The organism is Candidatus Thiodiazotropha sp. LNASS1 (assembly GCF_964212655.1).
In the GTDB taxonomy this organism is placed as follows: Bacteria; Pseudomonadota; Gammaproteobacteria; order Chromatiales; family Chromatiaceae; genus Thiodiazotropha.
Window position 1 is genome coordinate 4,183,006 of record NZ_OZ156465.1, and the last position, 20,082, is coordinate 4,203,087.

At 51.8% G+C, this 20,082-nt stretch carries 14 protein-coding genes; 10 read left to right on the plus strand and 4 right to left on the minus strand.

The annotated features are described in order from the left end of the window. Positions 1-338 precede the first annotated feature (338 nt). The 9 genes from AB8516_RS18650 to AB8516_RS18690 all read left to right on the plus strand — a co-directional run bounded on the left by AB8516_RS18650 (position 339) and on the right by AB8516_RS18690 (position 13,775). Positions 339-1,436 (plus strand): LLM class flavin-dependent oxidoreductase, encoded by a 1,098-nt coding sequence (locus tag AB8516_RS18650; protein WP_369162689.1) that lies wholly within the window; start codon positions 339-341, stop codon positions 1,434-1,436. 238 nt (positions 1,437-1,674) lie between these two features. Then, positions 1,675-2,592, plus strand: a complete 918-nt coding sequence (locus tag AB8516_RS18655; RefSeq protein ID WP_369162690.1) for a fumarylacetoacetate hydrolase family protein — start codon at positions 1,675-1,677, stop codon at positions 2,590-2,592. Positions 2,593-2,643: 51 nt separating this feature from the next. Further along, positions 2,644-3,903, plus strand: coding sequence for a M20/M25/M40 family metallo-hydrolase (locus AB8516_RS18660; protein WP_369162691.1), 1,260 nt, complete (start codon positions 2,644-2,646; stop codon positions 3,901-3,903). Between the two features lie 7 nt (positions 3,904-3,910). Beyond that, the gene (cofH, locus tag AB8516_RS18665; protein WP_369162692.1) at positions 3,911-6,310 is read left to right on the plus strand and encodes a 5-amino-6-(D-ribitylamino)uracil--L-tyrosine 4-hydroxyphenyl transferase CofH; all 2,400 of its coding nucleotides are present in this window, start codon (positions 3,911-3,913) and stop codon (positions 6,308-6,310) included. A 47-nt stretch (positions 6,311-6,357) separates the two neighbouring features. Continuing rightward, on the plus strand, positions 6,358-7,233 hold the full coding sequence (locus tag AB8516_RS18670) for a polysaccharide deacetylase family protein (RefSeq protein WP_369162693.1): 876 nt from the start codon (positions 6,358-6,360) through the stop codon (positions 7,231-7,233). 238 nt (positions 7,234-7,471) lie between these two features. Beyond that, complete coding sequence (locus AB8516_RS18675; RefSeq protein WP_369162694.1) at positions 7,472-8,668, plus strand: LeuA family protein; 1,197 nt, start codon at positions 7,472-7,474, stop codon at positions 8,666-8,668. A gap of 206 nt (positions 8,669-8,874) precedes the next feature. Then, positions 8,875-9,723 carry a 3-hydroxybutyryl-CoA dehydrogenase gene (locus AB8516_RS18680; protein ID WP_369162695.1) on the plus strand — a complete coding sequence of 283 codons (849 nt, stop codon included), beginning with the start codon at positions 8,875-8,877 and terminating at the stop codon, positions 9,721-9,723. Positions 9,724-10,416: 693 nt separating this feature from the next. Next, positions 10,417-12,552 carry an ATP-binding protein gene (locus AB8516_RS18685; protein ID WP_369162696.1) on the plus strand — a complete coding sequence of 712 codons (2,136 nt, stop codon included), beginning with the start codon at positions 10,417-10,419 and terminating at the stop codon, positions 12,550-12,552. Further along, on the plus strand, positions 12,549-13,775 hold the full coding sequence (locus AB8516_RS18690) for an HDOD domain-containing protein (protein WP_369162697.1): 1,227 nt from the start codon (positions 12,549-12,551) through the stop codon (positions 13,773-13,775). Before AB8516_RS18685 ends, AB8516_RS18690 begins: the two co-directional genes overlap by 4 nt. A gap of 64 nt (positions 13,776-13,839) precedes the next feature. Here AB8516_RS18690 and AB8516_RS18695 read toward each other — a convergent pair whose 3' ends face one another. The 3 genes from AB8516_RS18695 to AB8516_RS18705 form a co-directional block, all read right to left on the minus strand. Continuing rightward, a complete protein-coding gene (locus tag AB8516_RS18695; protein WP_369162698.1) occupies positions 13,840-15,915 on the minus strand; it encodes an EAL domain-containing protein in 2,076 nt (691 codons plus the stop codon). A 328-nt stretch (positions 15,916-16,243) separates the two neighbouring features. Continuing rightward, positions 16,244-16,882, minus strand: coding sequence for a hypothetical protein (locus AB8516_RS18700; RefSeq protein WP_369162699.1), 639 nt, complete (start codon positions 16,880-16,882; stop codon positions 16,244-16,246). A gap of 95 nt (positions 16,883-16,977) precedes the next feature. Then, entirely contained in the window at positions 16,978-17,556 is a 579-nt protein-coding gene (locus AB8516_RS18705) for a polymer-forming cytoskeletal protein (RefSeq protein ID WP_108294556.1), read from the minus strand. 457 nt (positions 17,557-18,013) lie between these two features. Between AB8516_RS18705 and AB8516_RS18710 the strand changes: the two genes are divergently transcribed. Next, a complete protein-coding gene (locus AB8516_RS18710; RefSeq protein WP_369162700.1) occupies positions 18,014-19,576 on the plus strand; it encodes a hypothetical protein in 1,563 nt (520 codons plus the stop codon). 43 nt (positions 19,577-19,619) lie between these two features. Here the strand turns inward: AB8516_RS18710 and AB8516_RS18715 are convergent, their stop codons facing one another. Next, positions 19,620-19,994, minus strand: a complete 375-nt coding sequence (locus AB8516_RS18715) for a 4a-hydroxytetrahydrobiopterin dehydratase (protein ID WP_369162701.1) — start codon at positions 19,992-19,994, stop codon at positions 19,620-19,622. Positions 19,995-20,082 lie beyond the last annotated feature (88 nt).

Sequence of the window (20,082 nt, forward strand, 5' to 3'; positions counted from 1 at the left end):
GGGTTGTTCCGCTCGTTGAGCAGGTTCATGTTGAATAAATCATACTGCTGGAATGGTTTTGACATAGATAAGCTCCGAACCCATTCTTTGAATTGTGTATGCAATTCGTACATTAAGTGATGTAAGTATGACGAAATATTAAGCGGTTAAAAAGAGAATCTTTCACTGCCGAATAGTGGCTTCCCTGTAATTGCGCTTACAGTCAATCAATCACTCTTCCAGGGGCAAGAACCGACAACTCTTGACGTTTCTAATATCTGCAACGAATTCCTTTTGTCAAGTGAATCGCTGGGATGCAGGTAAGACCGGCGATCCGTCATTAATTCTGGGAGAGCCTAATGAGCGCAACCGTGAGCCCGAAGGTGGGTGTCATCTTTAAATCCTATGAACCCCTGTCATCGATGCAGGCCTACGCGCGACAGACTGAAGCATCAAATATGAATGGTGGTTTCTGGATAGCAGAAGCCTACCACTGGTTTCGCCAATATGGGCTGGAGGCGAGAGGCTGTTTTACCACCTTGGCGGCAGTCTCGATGGTGACAGAAAAGATTCCCGTCGGATTGGGTATTACATCGCCGTATATGCGACACCCTACCATTCAGGCCTCCGAGGCTGCTGCTATTGATGAGTTGTCGAATGGGCGCTTCATAATGGGCATAGGTGTCGGCAAAGTGGGTATTGAATATCTGGAATACGATACCGATGTCATGAAACCGGTCCCTGTTCATCGTGAATCGATAGAAATTATGCGCAAGGTTTGGAGCGGCGAAGAGTATGCCTATGAAGGCAAGCTTTTCAAATCATCAATGCCTCAATATGACAGGGCTGCTGACGGATTGCGCACAGAAATACCGATCTATGTCGGTGCGACAGGGCCTTTTATGCAGAAGCTGTCGGGTAAGGAGAGCAACGGCATGTTGCTGGCAGGTCTGACATCACCCGCATTTGTCAGGTATGCCATCGATAATATGCAGCAGGGCGCAAAGGCGGTTAACCGCACAATACCAACGGATTTCCCTGTGGGCGGTGTTATTCTCTGTTCATGCTCGGAAGATGGTGACAAGGCCCGTGATGCAACCCGCAGTTACACCGGCACCTATATTGTCAACAAGATCCGGAACATCAAAAACGATGTCATCTTGGCTGGGTCCGGATTACCGGATTCCGCCTGGGATCCATTCCGAAAAGCGATTGCAGAAGGCACGCAGGATAATGTCACGCATCTGGTAACAGACGAGATGATGCGTAATTTTACAGTTATCTCGGGTAATCCCGATGATTGTCTGGAGATCACCCAGGAGTTGGTTGATGCCGGCTTGAACCTTCCTTTGTTGGAGGTAGTCGGTGATGATGAGGAGGATAACCTCGAGACCATTCGCCTGATGGGCGAGCATGTTGTGCCGAGGTTGCAGCCGGGTCCCTCTGCCGCTGGTTGATCAGTCAATCATTTTCATAGCCTATGCAATTAATTGTAACAGCCGGACAAAGACAATACCGGAGCAATGCCGGGTTCATTTTCCAGCTCCGGATTTGTCGGGAACCAGCGAAGTCCCGGTATAAATGTGCGGTACAGATGGTCGATTGCTTGGCATGAGTCATTAGTGTTGTTTGTCAATAACACGGGAATTCTTCAGCGGCGTTTTATCCCTGAAGTAGCTCGAGGTATATCGAATCATGAAGCTCGCAAGTATCAGAATTAAATCAAGCGGCAAACAGACAATTGCTGTTGTATTGGATGGTGTCTATCTCGATCTCCATCAAGCGAGCAACGGTGATTTACCTGATTCAATGATTGCTTTTTTGGAACAGGGGGCAGTCGCAATGACGGCTGCATGGTCAATTGCGCAAGAGGGCGGCACTGCACAATCTGCAATATATGATGCATCGGATGTGGAACTGCTCGCGCCTGTACCGAAGCCAGGCAAGATCATGCATACCTCATGTAACTTCTCCGATCATTTGTCTGAGCTGACAACCTGGGATGAACCGGAATGGCAATCACATAACTGGGGTGATTTTCACTTTGAACATCCCACTGGATTCCTGGAGGCGCCTTCGTCAGTGGTACCCAGTCATGCCAAGGTAAAGATTCCTCATTTCACCAAGCAGCTCGACTACGAGATCGAGGTGGGCATTCTGATCGGTAAGGAAGCATTTCGTGTAAAGAAAGAAGATGCTTTGGATTATGTTGCAGGACTGACAATTTTCAACGATCTTTCCGCCCGCGATATCCAAGCCAGGGAGCACTCCAACAAGGTCATCCTGTTGGGGAAGAGTTTTGACGGTTCCTGTCCGCTCGGTCCCTACTTGGTCACGATGGACGAAGTCGGTGAGTGTGATGACCTGAAGATGGTTCTGACACTCAATGGTGAGCAGAGGCAAAGCTCCAGCACTGCGAATATGGTTTACAAGGTTGCTGACTTAGTGGCTTGGTGGTCAAACACGACTCTTCAGCCAGGCGATCTTATCACGACTGGCAGCCCTCCTGGAGTAATAGCCGGAATGAAAAATCCTGTCTATCTGAAACCCGGTGACAGGATCGATTGCAATATCGAGAAACTCGGTACGCTGACAACATTTATCGACAGTTAGTGATCTGCACTGTCCGTAATGAGAACACAATAGAGAATTGATGTGACTACAGTGAATTCAAACTTAATAGCCAAAGCGATCGATCAGATTGACCGTGACCGGTTGGTACAACTGGTTATCGATTTGACCAATATCCCCAGCCCTACCGGTTATGAAGGTGACATGGCGCGCGCGGTACATGAAGTACTTGAGGGCTCGGGTTTTGATGCCACCCTGCAACCAATCGGTGATGAGCGCTATAACGCAGTAGGGCGATTACGTGGGGCGGGAGGTGGCAAGTCGATTATGTTTAACGGCCATCTGGATACTTCATTCGGTCCTGAGCAGGCCCATCGGGGTATCGGTTATGAGTGTAAGGGTACGCTGATTGACGACGAATGGATCTATGGTATGGGCACCTTCAACATGAAGAGTGCGATGGCTACCTATGTAGTGGCGACGGAGTCAATTCGTAAGGCCGGTATTCGGCTGGGTGGCGATGTAGTAATCGCAGGTGTTGCCGGCGAGATTGAAAAATCACCGGTCAATGACTTCGAGGGCCGTAAGTACCAGGGCTATGGTGTCGGCACCAAGTATGCGATCACGCATGGCGCAGTAGCGGATTTTTGCATACTGGGAGAGCCGACCAACATGATGTTGATTCCACGTCATTGTGGTACCACCTGGATCAAGATCACCGTGCCTGGGCACTTGATACACACTGCATGGTCGGACGTGGATAAAAACGCCATCAATAAAAGCCGGGTGATACTGGATGCCATTCATGAATGGATACCGGACTACGTGGCCCGAAATCAGCTTGGTGATTTCCATCCCCGCGTCAATGTCTCCGCTATCGAGGGTGGCTGGCCCTGGCGTGGTGCTCGCACACCGGATGGTTGTTCGATATACATGGATGTGCGGACCCTGCCCGATGCATTGCCGGTACAGGCTTATAATGAGGTGCGTGATTTGGTCAATGAACAGATCAAAGCAAATCCGCAACTCGAAGGCACCAAGGTCGATGTGTTCGTTTCTGCACCAGGCACATCAATAGCGGATGACCATGAACTGGTTCAGACCGTTATCGAAGCCCATAGAAATCAGCTGGGTGAAGCACCCAAGATGGGTATAGAAACCTGGTATAGCGATGCAGCACATATGAATCGCTATGGCATCCCTACCGTAAATTATGGTTCCGCCGGTCGAATTAGAACAGGTGGCGGTGGTTTTTCCACACATCAGGGAGAGCATGTTCATATTGGTGACATGGTGGACATCATCAAGGTTTATATCGAGATCTTGCTGCGCCAGTGTGGTGTAGTCGATTAATACGAATATGACCCATTCCACGGCCATTGTTTCGAAAGCGCTACAGGGAGCCGTGTTGTCAGATGAGGAGGCGCTACTGCTTTCTGATTACAAGGATCTGAGCCATTTGGTAAATACCGCGGCGGCGATACGGGACCGGGGTCATGGGTCCGTAGTCACCTATTCACCCAAGGTATTCATTCCGTTGACCAAGCTCTGCAGGGATGTCTGTCATTATTGCACTTTCGCTGAAACACCGAAGCGTTTCAAACACGTTTACCTGCAGCCTGACGAAGTGCTCGAGATTGCTGAACAAGGTGTACGGGCCGGTTGTCATGAAGCGCTGTTCACCCTGGGCGACAAACCTGAATTGAGATACCGATTGGCGGCCAGCGAGCTGCGGTCGCTGGGTCATCACTCAACCATCTCCTATCTTGCTGAGATGGCGCAAAGGGTATTTGATCAGACTGGCCTTTTACCTCATGTGAATGCCGGTGTCATGGATAAAGCGGACTTGCGGAAATTACGTGAAGTGTCTGTTTCCCAGGGTTTGATGTTGGAAAGCAGCTCTCTGCGACTGCTCGAGCCAGGCGCTCCCCATTATGGATCACCTGACAAGGTACCTTTCAGGAGACTAAAGACTATCGATGATGCCGGTGATATGGGTATTCCCTTTACTTCCGGTATCCTGGTCGGCATCGGTGAAACCCGGCAGGAGAGGATCGAGTCACTGTTGACGCTTAGAGCTCTGGCTGAATCGAGGGGGCATCTGCAAGAGATCATCATCCAAAATTTCCGGGCCAAACCCGGTACCAAGATGGCTGACTCGCCTGAGCCTGGTCTTGATGATTTACTTTGGACCATTGCCGTAGCGCGGATCATTTTCGGCGCCAAGGCAAACATCCAGGCGCCGCCGAATCTGTCACCCGGTTCCTTGGGTGATTTGCTGGCGGCAGGTATTAATGACTGGGGTGGTGTGTCACCGGTTACCAGTGATCATGTCAATCCCGAAGCGCCATGGCCACAACGGCAGATACTTGCACATGTAACTGAGGCACAGGGCATGCACCTGCAGCCTAGGTTGGCGCTCTATCCTGAATATGTCTCACGGATGACTGAATGGGTCGATGCTGGATTTCATCAAGCCTTATTGAGACTGGTCGATGCATCCGGTTTTCCAAGAACCGATAATTGGTTTGCAGGAGACGATGAACCTATTCCGAAATATACGCTTGGACCCACTGGTGAATATCGTGGTTTTTCAAGCAATGTCTTTCGTATTGCGATGCAGGCTGCCAGTGGGAAGCGGTTGGGTGAAACCGAGATAGCAGCGATGTTTGAAGCGCGTGGCAGGGATCGGGAAATGCTTTGCGCCATTGCGGATGAGCTGCGTGAATCGACAGTGGGGAATACCGTCAGTTACGTTGTGACCCGGAACATCAACTATACCAATGTTTGTGGTTTTCGCTGTGGTTTCTGCGCTTTTTCCAAGTGCCGCTCGAACAATGAACCTACATACGATCTGAAATTGACTGAGATACAGGCACATGTCAATGATGCCTGGCATCGGGGCGCGGTAGAGGTCTGTCTGCAAGGCGGCATTCATCCCAAGTATACAGGTGCAACCTATCTTAGGATATGCCAAGCGATCAAGGCGGTTCAACCCGATATCCATATTCATGCCTTTTCACCGCTTGAGATCATGCAAGGCGCGAGGACGCTCGGTATTTCACCCGGGCATATGCTCGCTGAACTCAAAGTGGCAGGTCTGTCATCCCTGCCCGGGACCGCAGCTGAGATTCTGGATGACGAAGTACGAAATATCATCTGCCAGGATAAGCTGAATACCGAGCAATGGCTTGAAGTCATGAAGGCCGCCCATGGCATGGGACTGCGCAGCACGGCAACCATTATGTTCGGTCATGTCGATCGGCCGATACATTGGGCGCGCCATTTGTTGCATGTCAGGGACCTGCAGGCGGAAACCGGTGGATTTACCGAATTCGTGCCGTTGCCTTTCGTACATATGGGGGCTCCGATCTATCGCCGGGGCGAGTCGCGTAAAGGTCCCACCTTCCGCGAGGCGCTGTTGATGCACTCGATCGCGAGGCTGGTTCTCTATCCCCATATCACCAATATTCAGACATCCTGGGCGAAAATGGGCAGAAACGGCGCCTTGGCCTGTCTCCAGGCGGGAGCAAACGACCTGGGAGGGACCCTGATGAGTGAAAGCATAAGTCGTGCTGCGGGTGCGAGTCATGGACAGGAATTGCCGCCTGATGAGATGGAGCAGCTTATCGCCTCGATCAACAGGCCTGCTCGCCAACGCAATACTCTGTATGGGGCTGTGGCCCCGGATCGCATCAGTGCATCAATGGCAGTCAAGGTGCAGGCGTTTGCGGCATTGGGGCAACCCTATACATTATGAAATATTGGCGTGGACTTACTGATGTCTAACCAGCACGGTGATTGATCATGACCAGACCCGAAGATCGTTTTGAATTCACTGCCATGCCGCACCGACCCAAGTGGCAACTGCCGGAAGGCAAGAGAGTAGCGGTATATACCGTGGTGAACGTTGAGGAATGGGATATCGAAAAACCCATCGCCCGGGAATACGTCACACCACCGGCGGGTGTGGTCACCGTGCCCAATATACCGAATTGGGCCTGGCATGAGTATGGCATGCGGGTTGGGATTTGGCGTCTCATGGAGGCGCTCGGTAAACGCAACCTAATGGCGAGTGCCGCAATCAACGCGCGCGTTTGCGAGGGTAGTGGAGAACCGGTTGCAAGGGCCCTGTGTGATGCCGGTTGGGCCTTGATGGGGCATGGATATTCTCAGGCCGCATTGCATATCGTGCCCGACCAGTATGAAGTCATCGCAAAATCATTCAAGCTGCTGCGCGATTTCAGCGGTAAGGCGCCGAAGGGGTGGCTTGGCCCGGGATTACATGAAAAGCTGGACAGCCTCGATATCCTTTCCGAGGTCGGTTTTAAGTTTGTGTGTGATTTTCCGATGGATGAACAACCGGTGGCGATGCATACTTCATCCGGGCCTATCGTAGCTATGCCCTATACCTTGGAGTTGAGTGACCTGCCGATGATGGTCGTACACCAGCACCAATCCCGGGTATGGCTCGACAGGGTCATTGATCAGTTCGACCGGCTTTATGCGGAAGGTGCCGAACAGCCGCGTGTCATGTCCATGAGTGTGCATCCGTACATCATGGGAGTGCCTCATCGTATCAAGTATTTTGAGGCGGGGTATGACTACATGAAAAAGCACTCTGACGTGTGGTTCACCACGGCAGAGGAGATCTATGACTGGTTCATGAGCAATCCTCAATAGCGCATTCAGGAACTATCCGGAAAGACGACTGCCTGGCGCTTATTTTGCTGAGTATTGGATTAGTGTTAACAGGCTCTAGGCTGTTTCAGTGCGGTCGTTGTCGCTGACAGTCAAACCCCGGGCATCGATAGGCAAGATGCCTGTAGAGGCTAAACCCTAGAATCAAGCCATCACCCAAGCGTTCAGCCCGGAGGTGGCTGCTCGCACATTTTCTCTTATATCCTCAGGGCGGCCAGTGATGAGCTTACAGATTCCCAATGACAAGATATGGATTAGCGAACTGAATAAAGACGAGACAGTCCGTGGCGGATTTGATCGTGATCGCACCGTTCGTTTTTACGATACAACCTTGCGTGATGGCGAGCAGGCGATTGGTGTGGTGTTTAATCCGGATGAAAAATTTGAGATTGCCCGCACATTGTCTGAGCTGGGCGTGGGACGTATCGAGTCGGGTTTCCCTAAGGTTTCTGCCGAGGACACCGAAGCGGTCAAGCGTATCCTGGAAGCGGATTTAACCTCGGAAATATGGGGATTCGCCCGATGTGTCATCAGTGATATCGATGCGCATATTGAGCTGGGGACGAAACAGGTATTGGTGGAGATTTCCACCAGCGATCTCAAAATGCAGGCTTATGGTTTTGATCGTAAAAAGGTCATGGAACGTTTGACCAATGCAGTCAAACATGCCAGGGATAACAGCCTCAGGGTTAATTTTTTTGCTGTTGACGCAACCCGGTCAGATACGGGTTTTCTGAAAGATGTCTACTCTACGGCGATAGAGACCGGTGCGGAAGAGATCTCGGTAGTCGATACCATTGGCGCCTGTGCACCCGAGGCTGTGGAAGCCCTGATTCATGATATCGCCAGTCATGTCGGGCCCGGAATCCCTATCCATTGGCATGGGCATAACGACTTCGGTCTCGCCACAGCTTCTGCCATTGCTGCGGTAAGGGGTGGCGCTACATGGATCCAGGGCACAGTGAATGGTATGGGAGAACGGGCCGGCAATGCGGATATTTGCGAAGTGGCCCTGGCATTGCAATGTCTGTATGACATGCCGGTGGAACTGGATTTGACCAAGGCGAGGGATGCATCGCGGGTGGTCAAGCAGGCCGGAGGCTACCAGGTGGATGGATGGAAGCCTGTGGTGGGCGAGAACCTGTATATCAGGGAGAGTGGCGCAGTAGCAAGTCAGTTCCATATACCGCAGGCAATAGAACCATACTCGGCAGATATCGTTGCCGCTGAGCGCGGCATCGTGCTGGGTAAAAAAAGCGGCCTGGCAAGTATTCAGTTGAAGGCTGAAGAACTCAATCTATCGGTTTCCGAGGAACGTTATCCAACCATTTTAGCAGCGATTAAGTTGCTGGCCACGTCGGAGGAAAGGCTGGTTAGTGACGAAGAATTCCGGCAGATAGTTGCCCGCAGTCAGTGAACGGGCAGAGGTCATCAATTTATACAGAATCGTCCAGTCCACGAGGATTTCGGGTGGTATGCCGAATTATGCGCTTGGTTGCCTGCAGTGGTACAAGCGATGGCGGCCCCTGACCGACAACCATCAGGATACTCACGGAGTGAGTGGACTGCTCTGCATCGTCACCTATCCATTGCTTTGGTTAACATAAAACAGTAGAGGATCTTATGCAGATTAAGAAAGTGGGTGTTGTGGGGGCGGGCACCATGGGTAACGGTATAGCCCAAGTGTTTGCCGCAGCCGGATTCAGCGTATTGATGCATGATATTGATGAAGCATCCCTGCAACGGGGTATGAATGCTATCAGGAAGAGCCTGGACCGATTATGGAACAAGGAAAAAATTACAGAACTGGATAAAAATGAGACACTGACCAACATCCAGGTGACGACACAACTCGAACAGATGGAGGATGTTGACCTGGTGGTTGAGGCGGCTAGCGAGAAATATGAAATCAAGTCATCGATATTCAGGACATTGGATCAATGTTGTAAACCGGAGGCAATATTGGCGTCCAATACATCCTCAATTTCATTAACTCAGCTTGCGGGGGAGACGAAGCGTCCGCAGCGAGTAATCGGTATGCATTTTATGAATCCCGTGCCGATGATGAAATTGATTGAGGTAATCCGGGCGCTTCAAACAGACGATGAAGTCAATCGACTTATCCATGAGTTATCCAAGCAGATTGGAAAAACACCGGTAGCGGTAAATGACAGTCCGGGTTTTATATCCAACAGGATTCTTTTACCGATGATTAACGAGGCAGTTTTCACCCTTCAGGAAGGGATTGCCTCCGTTAAAGCCATTGATGAAGTGATGAAATTGGGTATGAATCATCCTATGGGCCCTTTGGCACTGGCGGATCTAATTGGGCTTGATACCTGCCTCTCTATCATGGAGGTGTTACACGATGGACTGGGTGACAGCAAATACCGTCCCTGTCCTCTGCTTCGCCGCATGGTTGATGCGGGTTACTTGGGTAGAAAAAGCGCAAAAGGATTTTATGAGTATTAGGGCCTGTTAACACTAATCCAATGCACCCTGTTGTGCCTGAAAAAGCGCCGTTCGGTGTTGTGGCTCTTGACAAGGGAACAATCCTTCCCTGTGAGCACGCCTTGATCAAGGGCATGCTTGAACCCCTGAAAGTGAGCTATTCGGTTGCCGGGTTAATAGCGTTAAGTGTTGCCATACGGCGCTCTTTATTCCGTTACCGGATAAAATAGGAATCCAGTTCGTAAAGGCTTTGTGCTGAACAAGTAGCAGTGGTTGGGGCTTATCTCTCGTTGATTATACATCTGTCAATTCGGTCAGGAATGGCTGTTCTGAGTCTGCCATACCGGAAGGGTCAGGAGATGGTCATACTGCAGAGATCAAATTGAGTATTTTAAAAACAGGCTCTTGTTCCCTTTTGCACCGGCATCTGTAACGAAGTGATCCTATACCTCATTTCGATTCATAAACCATGATAAATTTATGGTATCTGCTGTGATGAAACCATATGTTGATATTGCGCAATAGTTTAATTCCTAATCCGGAATTATCTTTTTCCCCTCACTAAAGGTGTGAATGCAAAGGGCCGATACAGTATATATTGAGTGTGAGGCTGGCTGCAGTCATTCCCGTGGCAAACGGTATGTGTGAGTCTGAGCAAAACATCGATTATAGCCACATCGGATATAGTGGCGGTGCAGAGGTGTAATGACCGCTATGCCGAATGATATTTCACCAAAGAAGAATACCGAAATCCATGTGTTGCTGGTGGATGACGATCCCGACAGCGCAGAGGAGACTGTGCAGCTGCTGCTGCGGATGGATTCTCAACTGAGCATCGAGTACAAGACTGTTGAGCTGTTGGCGGATGCCCTCAACGAAATCGCCCAATCCCACTACGACCTGATCCTGCTGGATACCGGTCTGGCGGATATGCCGTCACCATCTGCCATACGCTCCTTGCGTGACGCCTTCTCTTACGCACCGATCATCGCCACCCAAAAATATGAGGATGCGGGGCTGGCTGCCATGTGGATGGGTGAAGGGGCGGACGAGTGCCTCTTCATGGGCGTGGTGGATGAGAGGGTGCTCAATCGGGTCGTTCAGTATGCGATCAAGCGCTACCATACCTACAGTAAACTGCATCAGCAAAGCCGTACCCACCATATCCTCAACAAGCTGTTGAGTCTGTCACTGCAGGAGATGCCATTCGAGAGGTTGCTGGAGGAGTGTCTGGAGGTCATTCTTTCCGCGCCACTCACCGATATGATGCATCAAGGCGCTATCTTCGTGGCTGAGAATGGGAGCGGGCAACTTAAAATGCTGGCCCATTCGAATCTTGATCCTCAAATTGTCGAGCTTTGCGAAACGATTGAATTTGGTCAATGTCTCTGTGGCTGTGCTGCGGAAAGCGGGGAAGTGCAGTTCGCGGATTGCGTCGATGATCGCCATGAAAACAGAGTGGAAGGTATGCAGCCCCACGGCCACTATAATGTGCCGATCATCTCTAAGGATCATGTACTGGGTGTACTGACGCTCTATCTCAAAGAGGGGCATATACGCAGTCAGGATGAAGAGTCATTTCTGCGTGGTGTGGCCGATACCTTGGCGGGTATTATCGAGCGGGCACGCACCAGCAATCAGTTGGCGCTGGCTCACGAGCAGAACAGCCGCCTGTTATCTTCATTGACCTCCATTCTTATCGGAGTGGACAACCAGGGCTGTATCAGCCATTGGAACGAACAGGCTGCACAGACTTTTGGCGTAGTGGCTGAACAGGTGCTTGGCAAGCCGATTGCCGCCGCTCCCATTGGTTGGGACTGGTCGCAGGCTGCCAACAATATCCTCACCAGTCTGGGTAGTGAAAAACAAGCTGACCGTTTTGAAGTGCGTTGTAAACCGGTGAGTGGAACCAATCGGCTGCTTTCGGTCTGTGCCACGCCATTCATAGACGAGAATGACGACAGTAACGGCTATTTGTTGATCGCCGATGATGTCACCGAGCAGAAGCAGCTCGAATCGGAGATGCAGCAGATGCAAAAGCTGCAGTCGATTGGACAGTTGGCGGCAGGGATTGCTCACGAGATCAACACACCGATTCAGTATGTCGGTGACAATATACGCTTTCTGCGTGAAGCGTTTGAGGATATTGCCGAGATCATCAACGATGAGTATGAAGTTGTCGACACTGCACGTAGCGGTACTGTGCCAACGGAACTCTTATCCCAATTGGACGATAAGATCGAAGAGGTGGATTTGGAGTACCTGCAAGAAGAGGTGCCCAAGTCGATCCAGCAGACTCTAGATGGAGTGGACCGTGTTGCAACCATAGTACGGGCAATGAAAGAGTTTTCGCATCCGGGTTCTGAAGAGAAGACGTTGACCGATATCAACAAGGCGGTTGACAGTACTGTGACCGTGGCGCGCAATGTCTGGAAGTATCATTCTGAGATGCAGCTCGAGCTCGATCCCTCCCTGCCCCAGGTCAGCTGCATACCTGGGCCGATCAACGAGGTCATTCTGAATATTATCGTCAATGCCGCTCATGCCATTACCGACAGGGTGGGGGATAACGGCGATATGGGATTAATTAGGATCACCACTGGTCACGAGGACAATTGGGTGGTGATCCGTATCGCTGATAGTGGGACCGGTATCCCCGAGGATGCGCGAGAACATGTATTCGATCCATTCTTTACCACCAAGGATGTGGGCAAAGGGACTGGCCAGGGGCTCTCGCTAAGCCACAAGATCATTGTCGATCAACACGATGGTGAACTGAGTTTCGAGACAGAGATGGGTGTCGGTACGACGTTTATCATCAGGCTGCCCCTAGAGAAGAAGATGGCATGATCGGTTCAACGGAAAAAAAGAAAATTCTGTTCGTCGACGATGAACCGAACGTCCTCTCAGGACTCAGGCGCAGTCTGCGAAGTCAGCGAAAGGAATGGGATATGGAGTTTGCCGGCAGCGGACAAGAGGCGCTGGCAAAGGCCGAAGAGATCCGTTTAGACGCTATAGTCACCGACATGCGTATGCCGGGCATGGATGGTGCGGAGCTTTTGGATTGCATCGCGAAGGGACACCCGCAGGTGGTTCGTATTGTGCTATCCGGGCAATCTGACCAGGAATCGGTGATGAAGACGGTGGGGCCTGCTCATCAGTACCTGAACAAACCTTGTGAGATCGATATTCTGAAAGGCACCTTGGCGCGCGCTTTTTCGTTGCGTGATCTCCTCGGTGAGAGTCACCTCAAGTCTCTGGTTTCCGGTATGCGTACGCTGCCAAGCCTGCCCGCACTGTATAGCGAATTGATGGTTGTCATTCAGGATCCGAACGCCTCGGTTGCCGATGTAGGGAGGTTGATTGCCAAAGATCCGGCGATGACCTTAAAGGTTCTACAGCTTGTCAACTCGGCCTTTTTCGGCCTCGGTCGCCATGTCTCAAATCCGGTTGACGCAGCTTCTTTATTGGGGCTTGAAATACTTAAACCGCTGGTACTGTCAATCGGTATATTCAAACAGTTCGAGGCGGACAAGCTCAATGTGAAGGAGTTTTCGCTGGATGCACTTTGGCTCCATAGTTCACGGGTTGGTTCACTTGCCAAGTTGATTGCCAGCGAGGAGGGAATGCAGTCTCCCGCCGTCGAGGATAGCCTGCTTGCCGGCATGCTGCACGACATCGGTAAACTGATCTTGATAGTCAATCAGCCCACCGAGTACCTGCAGTTTATAGAAGCGGGGCAAGCTGCAACGGAAGAACGGGTCGCTGCAGAGGAGGCGGTATTCGGCTCCACACATGGAGCGGTGGGTGCATACCTCTTAGGTCTGTGGGGATTGCCACAGTCGGTCGTGGAAGCGGTGGCCTTGCATAATCAGCCGGCATTGCAGGGGGAAAGGGTGTTCAGCGTGCTCAGCGTGGTTCATATTGCGAATGCATTGGTACATGCCGAAGCAGAGGATACCGTCTTAGACTCTCTGTTGGATCTCGACTACATCAATTCCATCAAGGTGACGGAAGAGCGTATCGAGATCTGGAAAAGGCTGGCTAGCGGATTAGATGACAATAGCAATTAAATCCATACACGCTGTCCGTTTTCTGCTGCAACAGAGTCGATTGAATAAGTGTTAGCCGGGTCATTTAGGCGCGTATATCCGCCGATTTGAGCAGAATGGCCTCGAGCCCATCTGCCGCCAGCGGTCGACTGAACAAGTAGCCCTGATAGCCATCGCATTGCCGCGCCCGCAGAAACTTCAATTGCTCTTCCGTTTCAACTCCTTCGGCGATCGCGCGGAATCCGAGTCGCCAGGACATCGCGAGTATGGTCTCGACAATGGCATCGTCGTTGGGATCGATGCCGATGTCGCGGATGAATGAGCGGTCTATCTTCAGTACATCAACCGGCAGCATCTTCAGGTAGGCGAGAGATGAGTAGCCGGTGCCGAAATCGTCGATGGAGATTTGAATGCCGAGTTTCTTCAACTCCACCATTTTCTTTCTTACATCATGAACATCTTCAACAAGGGAGCTTTCGGTCAGTTCAAATTCCAGTCCCGTAGGGTCCACTTCGGTATCGGTAATCGTTGATATTACCTGCTGAATGAAGTCCTTTTGCTGAAACTGCTTGGGACTGATGTTGACGGAAATCCTGCCGAAGGGTTTTCCCTTGAAACGTTGCTCCCATGCCTTGATCTGTAAGCAGGCTTCTCGCAATACCCACCCGCCCAATTGCAGTATCAGTCCGCTCTCCTCCGCAATGGCGATGAATTCACCGGGCAAGAGCAGGCCCTGGGTCGGGTGCTGCCAGCGAATGAGGGCTTCGGCACCCAATATCTCCTCTCTCCTCGAGATCGCAACCTTGGGCTGATAGTGCAGCACCAGTTGATTCCGGGTGATAGCGCTGTGCAGGGCGTTTTCCAACTCGAGCCTTTCCGAGGCGAGCATCTGCATACTGGGCAGGAAGAAGCGGAAATTGTTGCGGCCATATTCCTTGGCCTGGTACATGGCGGCATCGGCCTGCCTGAGGATCTCGCTGGCATCGTCTGATTCGGGTGAGATCAGGGCAATGCCGATACTGGGCGTGGAATGCAGGGTGTGGTTGCCGAGGTGATAGGGCTGGGCGAGGGCATCCAGCACCTTTTCCGCCACGTTTTGCGCCTCGATGGCTGTAATCTCGGGATCGGCGTGCAGGTCAGCCAAGAGAATGACGAACTCGTCACCGCCAAGGCGGGCGACTGTATCTTCCGCACGCAGCAGGTAGCGCTGTCGCTCCGCGACCAGTTTCAACAGCTCGTCGCCGATGCTGTGGCCGAGTGAGTCATTGATATATTTAAAACGGTCCAGGTCCAGAAAAAGTATGGCCCCGGTGAGCTCGTGCCGTTTGGCGTTTTCCAGCCGTTGTTCCAGGCGGTCCATAAAAAGTGCCCGGTTCGGCAGGTCGGTCAGGATGTCGTGCAGCGCCGAATATTGCATCTTCTCCGACTGGATACGGAGCAGTCGGTTTCCCAGAAACAGGCCGATCATGCCGAGTATCCATAAACCGCCATGCCAGCCAGCAATATTCAGGACTCGTGCATCTGCCTGGGCCTGCAATTCATCCAGTGGAATACGCACACTGATGCCGCCCATGATCTCCCCCGGTGCGGCATTCTCCTCCGGGTGGCAATTCATGCAGGAGGCCTTCGCCAGCCTGGGTTTGATCATGCGCAGGTAGGGTTTGCCATCGATCAGCGTCTCTTCACTCCATTCGGGCTGGCCGCTGCGCAGTTTTTTCAAGCCTCTGAGTTCCCAGCTGTCAGGTGCATTGAGCGGCCTGAGCGGATTCTCTTTGGTGGTATGTCCACGTATTCCATGAGGCGCCATCTTTGCCTCCTGGTCGTGAACCAGGCGGGTGAAGTAGGAGGAGTTGACCAGTGTCAGTTTGCGGCCGTCGGTGGTGGTCACATCCCGATCGGGTAGGTGGGCCAGATAGGGATTGGGGATGATGCCTTGGTCTACCGGCATATAGATGCCACCAACGCGGGAGACCACACTGCGATAGATCATGTCCTTCTCGATGGCGGCACGGGCCTGAGCGCCGGCCCGTTCGGGCACCATGCGCTGGTTCTGATTCAAATTCCATTCGAGCGAAAAGATGAACACGGCACTCCACAGCAGGGCTGCCAGATAGGTCCACAGGCTTAAGTTTTTGTTGTTGAACTTAAATCCTTGTTTCATCGGGGTCTGTTGATTTGTAACTATCCGTTGGTCTGTTGTGGTGTCATCGAGACGGTGCCGCACGAAATATCCCTGATCAATGATTTAGCATAACGGCAATTACGCGACCGACTTAAGGATTTTGCCCCGATTTGCATGATATTCATATTTACAAAGACCTGTTGCTTCGCTACAGAGCTATTGGCTTAGTGTTAACTGGCCTTAAGGTACTGAAACATATCTTGTTAATACGCTAAGGAGGACAGAGTGAGCTACCATCTGGTTGTATCGGGCATTGGCCGTTGAATCCGCTCGCCGTCATCTTGTTCGAACCGGCGAATTGTCCGGACTACGCCTTCTCTGACGGACCCTCTCCCTCGGGTTTCACACGCAGCAGATACTCCTGAATTCCATTACGCAGCAACATCGAGCGAACAACATGCAGGCCGCTCGCATATTTATCCAGATCGCCATAACTGTAGCGCGGAGCCTTGCGCTCGGGTGGATCGTGATCCAAGCGCGCCACGAGGTCATCTCCCAGTACGGAATAGCGCTGTGGCCGTCTGGACATGGCATTATGCGCCGAGTGGATATAAGCATGCAGCATGCCGGCAGGTGCCATTATAGCTGCCAGACGGGCAGTGAAGGCGTTAAACAGTGGTAGACTCAGATAGTTGAGCAGGTCCCAGCATAACACGGTATCGATCTTTTCGGCCCCGGCGTCGGTGATCAATGGCTCCACCTGGTGGAGTAGGGATTCCTTCTCCTGCGATTTCTCGCTTAGCCTGCTCAATGCCAGAGCCGCGTCGGCCACCAACAGACGGCACCTTCTACCCTGCAGCAGTGCCAGGATGCCCGGGCTGGCGGATCCTGGTTCGAGAATCACATGACGTGTGGTGCGATCGAACCGCGCCATCGTTTCATAAAACAGCGGTGAGGTGAACGGTTCATCGGCACCTCCCTGCATTGGTTGATTGGGTGAAGCCAAAGTGACCAATGTTATCGCATCATTTTATCGATCGTAACGCTGTCGGACAGGGCCTGCCGGTTCTCGGAAACATCTTTCCGTATGAACCGTCAGACTCATCCCGTGGATCCACTATTGACTTTTTTCTCAGCTGCTGAAGATTCACCGGCTTTGTTCGATCTGTTGATCTCAATGTTCTTGGATTTGGCGGAAGCCTGTTCCGGCTTAGCGGTTGCTGAAGGCGTTGCCGATTTACCGAAAGCCTTGTTGATCATCTCCTGATCCATATCGATGCTGCCCTTGAAGCGGCATCCCTCATCAAGACTGACCTTAGGCGATACGATGTTGCCGTGGACGTTGCCTGTCTTTCGAATAGAGACTCGTTCAGAACCGCAAAGATCACCATTCACCTTACCCTCTATGATGATGCGATGTGCCAGTACACTGGCGTCAACCTGACCCTTGGTGCCCACAGTGAGGCTTTTCTCCCGAAGCTGTATGGTGCCGGACACCTTGCCCTGGATGATCAAGTCCTCTTCACCGCTCAGGTCGCCGTTGATCTGAATCGATGGACCGATGACCGCCGCCTCACGAACACGGTTCTGGGGGTCGAATCTCTCCTCGGGTTCCCTTGCTTCGGTGGGTGGGATGCTATCGTTTTCGCTATGTGTCTCTCGCTTGTTTCTGTCAAACATATCCGAGTTCCTCTTATATTACTGTCTGAGCCTAGTTATCGTGCTTGCAGCACTGGCTGTTTTTCAAAGACTACATCAGCTGGGGCTGTAGAAAAGGGGAGTAGGTCTCATTGAGAGATGCACCCCGAATATCTGAAGAGATCCATACTTAAATATAGAACAGTTGAAGCAATGCAATGCAACCAAGATAGTAAGACTTATCCTGTTGATTAAGAAAGAATAATTAATGATTAGGGATATTGCGTTAATTACATTTGCAGTTGAATTGTGCAACTTCAGGGGGTATTGCCGCATTGTCCTCAAGTGTCGCTCTAATGCCGTAAAGTCCGTCAAACCTCAAGTCTCGACGCTATAGGCCGTTGTAGTCTGGAAGCTGTGCCGAACTGCTGTGGTTCACTTTAAATACCACACCATGTTGCCGCCATGAAACTAGCGCGATATTGAGAGATATGCCCCCATGAAAAGCCTGAACGCCAGCATCCTACTGCTGCTTTTTGCCCTACCGATGCTCTTCTCCTGCGATGATTCGTCAACATCCAACGCCATTGACGATTCCGTCGCCGAGCAGTTGATCGGGGTGGATGGCGGGTCGATTACGTCTTCGGACGGAAGGCTGAGCCTGCACTTTCCCGACGGCGCCTTGCCGGCTGAGAACACGATTACGATCAAGGCGGTAGACCCGGGTCAACTGGGCTCCGAGTTCAACGACATCGATGTCGATGTGGTCTACGAGTTGGGACCGGACGGCCTATCGTTCGATGAGCCGGTTTCGGTGACGCTGACCATGGATGCGCCGAGCGCCGATGACGCCGCCGGCAGGACCATCACCGCACTGCCCCTGCTGACGGCCAGCGGCGGTACGGTTGAAGCCGGCGGCAACCCTGACATTCAGTTCAATGACGACGGTACGCTGACCGCGACTGCCGAGATCATGCATTTTTCACAACTTGCTCATGCCGAGTCTATTGGGAGTAGCACGGTTAGGGTGTTCAGCAGCGGTTCGCAAAGTAGTACACATGTGGTTGGTCCTCCCTATATTCTTACGTCGTATAAGCAAGTTGAGCTGGCAGCAACAGTCGTATTGGAAAGAAGTGACGGTGTCAATCGCCTATCCAATTTGGGAGTCGATTTTGGTTTTGAAATTTCTGCAGTCGGGCCAGTTGCCCTTTGGAGAAACGATGGTAACGAAGATTTATATAAACTTATTTCGGTTCGGACCGGGATAAGGGGTAATTGGTCGCCGGATAGTATTGATACCGTGCTATTCGAAGATATTTTGAACGGCATGTCGCCCTACATTCTGGAGCCTAATCCCGATGCAGCAGGTAATTCGGGTAGTGCAAAATATGTGCCTCTTGTAATGGGAGACTATGATTATCAGTATAGGTGTACGGGTGTTGGAAGCGGGAGAATATACGAGAATATCACTTTAGACTACGATCTTTCGGGGTTGTCGGGTGAACAGGCTCTTGGTTATCTGTTCGGCAGTCTTTCTGCTTCGGAAGATAACTCCTCGCTGCAGTTCCAAACTTACCGCAACATTGAGTGTGTCGATGACTCAGAAGATGTGAGTGGTTGCACCGATCCGTCGGCAAGCAACTACAATCCGGCGGCCACTGTCGATGACGGCAGTTGCACCTATGATGTCGTTGAGCCGGGCGCTGTAACGATCGATTTATCCGCGACGAGTATCTCCGATGAACATCAGGTCGGGGTATCAGAGTGCGCACAGGAGGTGGGTACGCTGACCGTCACCAATACCAGTGGTGAGGCGTTGCTCATGGAACACACCTTTCCAGGCACGGCGCTGGTGGTGGTCAGCAGTTCGAACAACAATCCGGCCTACGTCGAGCCCGGTTCATCGGTAAGCTACACTTTTTATTTTGTATGCGAAGCGCCGGTCGATGCCGCCAGTGACTTTCAACTCGTTGCGACTCCTTTTGACGACGATGCAAATCCCGATACGGCAAGGGCGATCAGTTCCTCCGTCCCCGTTACAGTGACGGTAACCGGTAATTGAGCCTACGAGAGAGTTGCTATGGGTTTTATGATCAATCGCCCGATCAATTGTATTTGATGTATTTGAAGCGCGGATCGTCGGGGGTGCCCTCGAGGGCGCCCGCCGCGAGTCCGGGCTGCCACATGATCACCTCCTCGATCTTGCGCGCCAGTTCGAAATCCTTGTCGGTGATGCCTTTGGCGGAGTGGGTCACCAGTTTGACGATGACGAACGCATAGGAGACGGTCAGATCCGGGTGGTGGAACGCCGCTTCCGCCAGGTGGCCCACCGTATTCACCACCATCAGGGTACCCTTCCAGCCACTGGTTTTGTATTTTCGCCGGATCCAGCCTTTCTCCAGATACCAGTGGGGCAGCTCCTCCTTCAGCCGTGCCTCAGCCTCTTCGTCACTGTAGGTCTCGTCGTGTTTGTGTTCCACGCTATGCCTCCTGTCATGTCTTGCCGGATCAGGGCTGTTATTAAGACTGTAGATGATGACGAATTACGATCAACACTGAGATTATTAT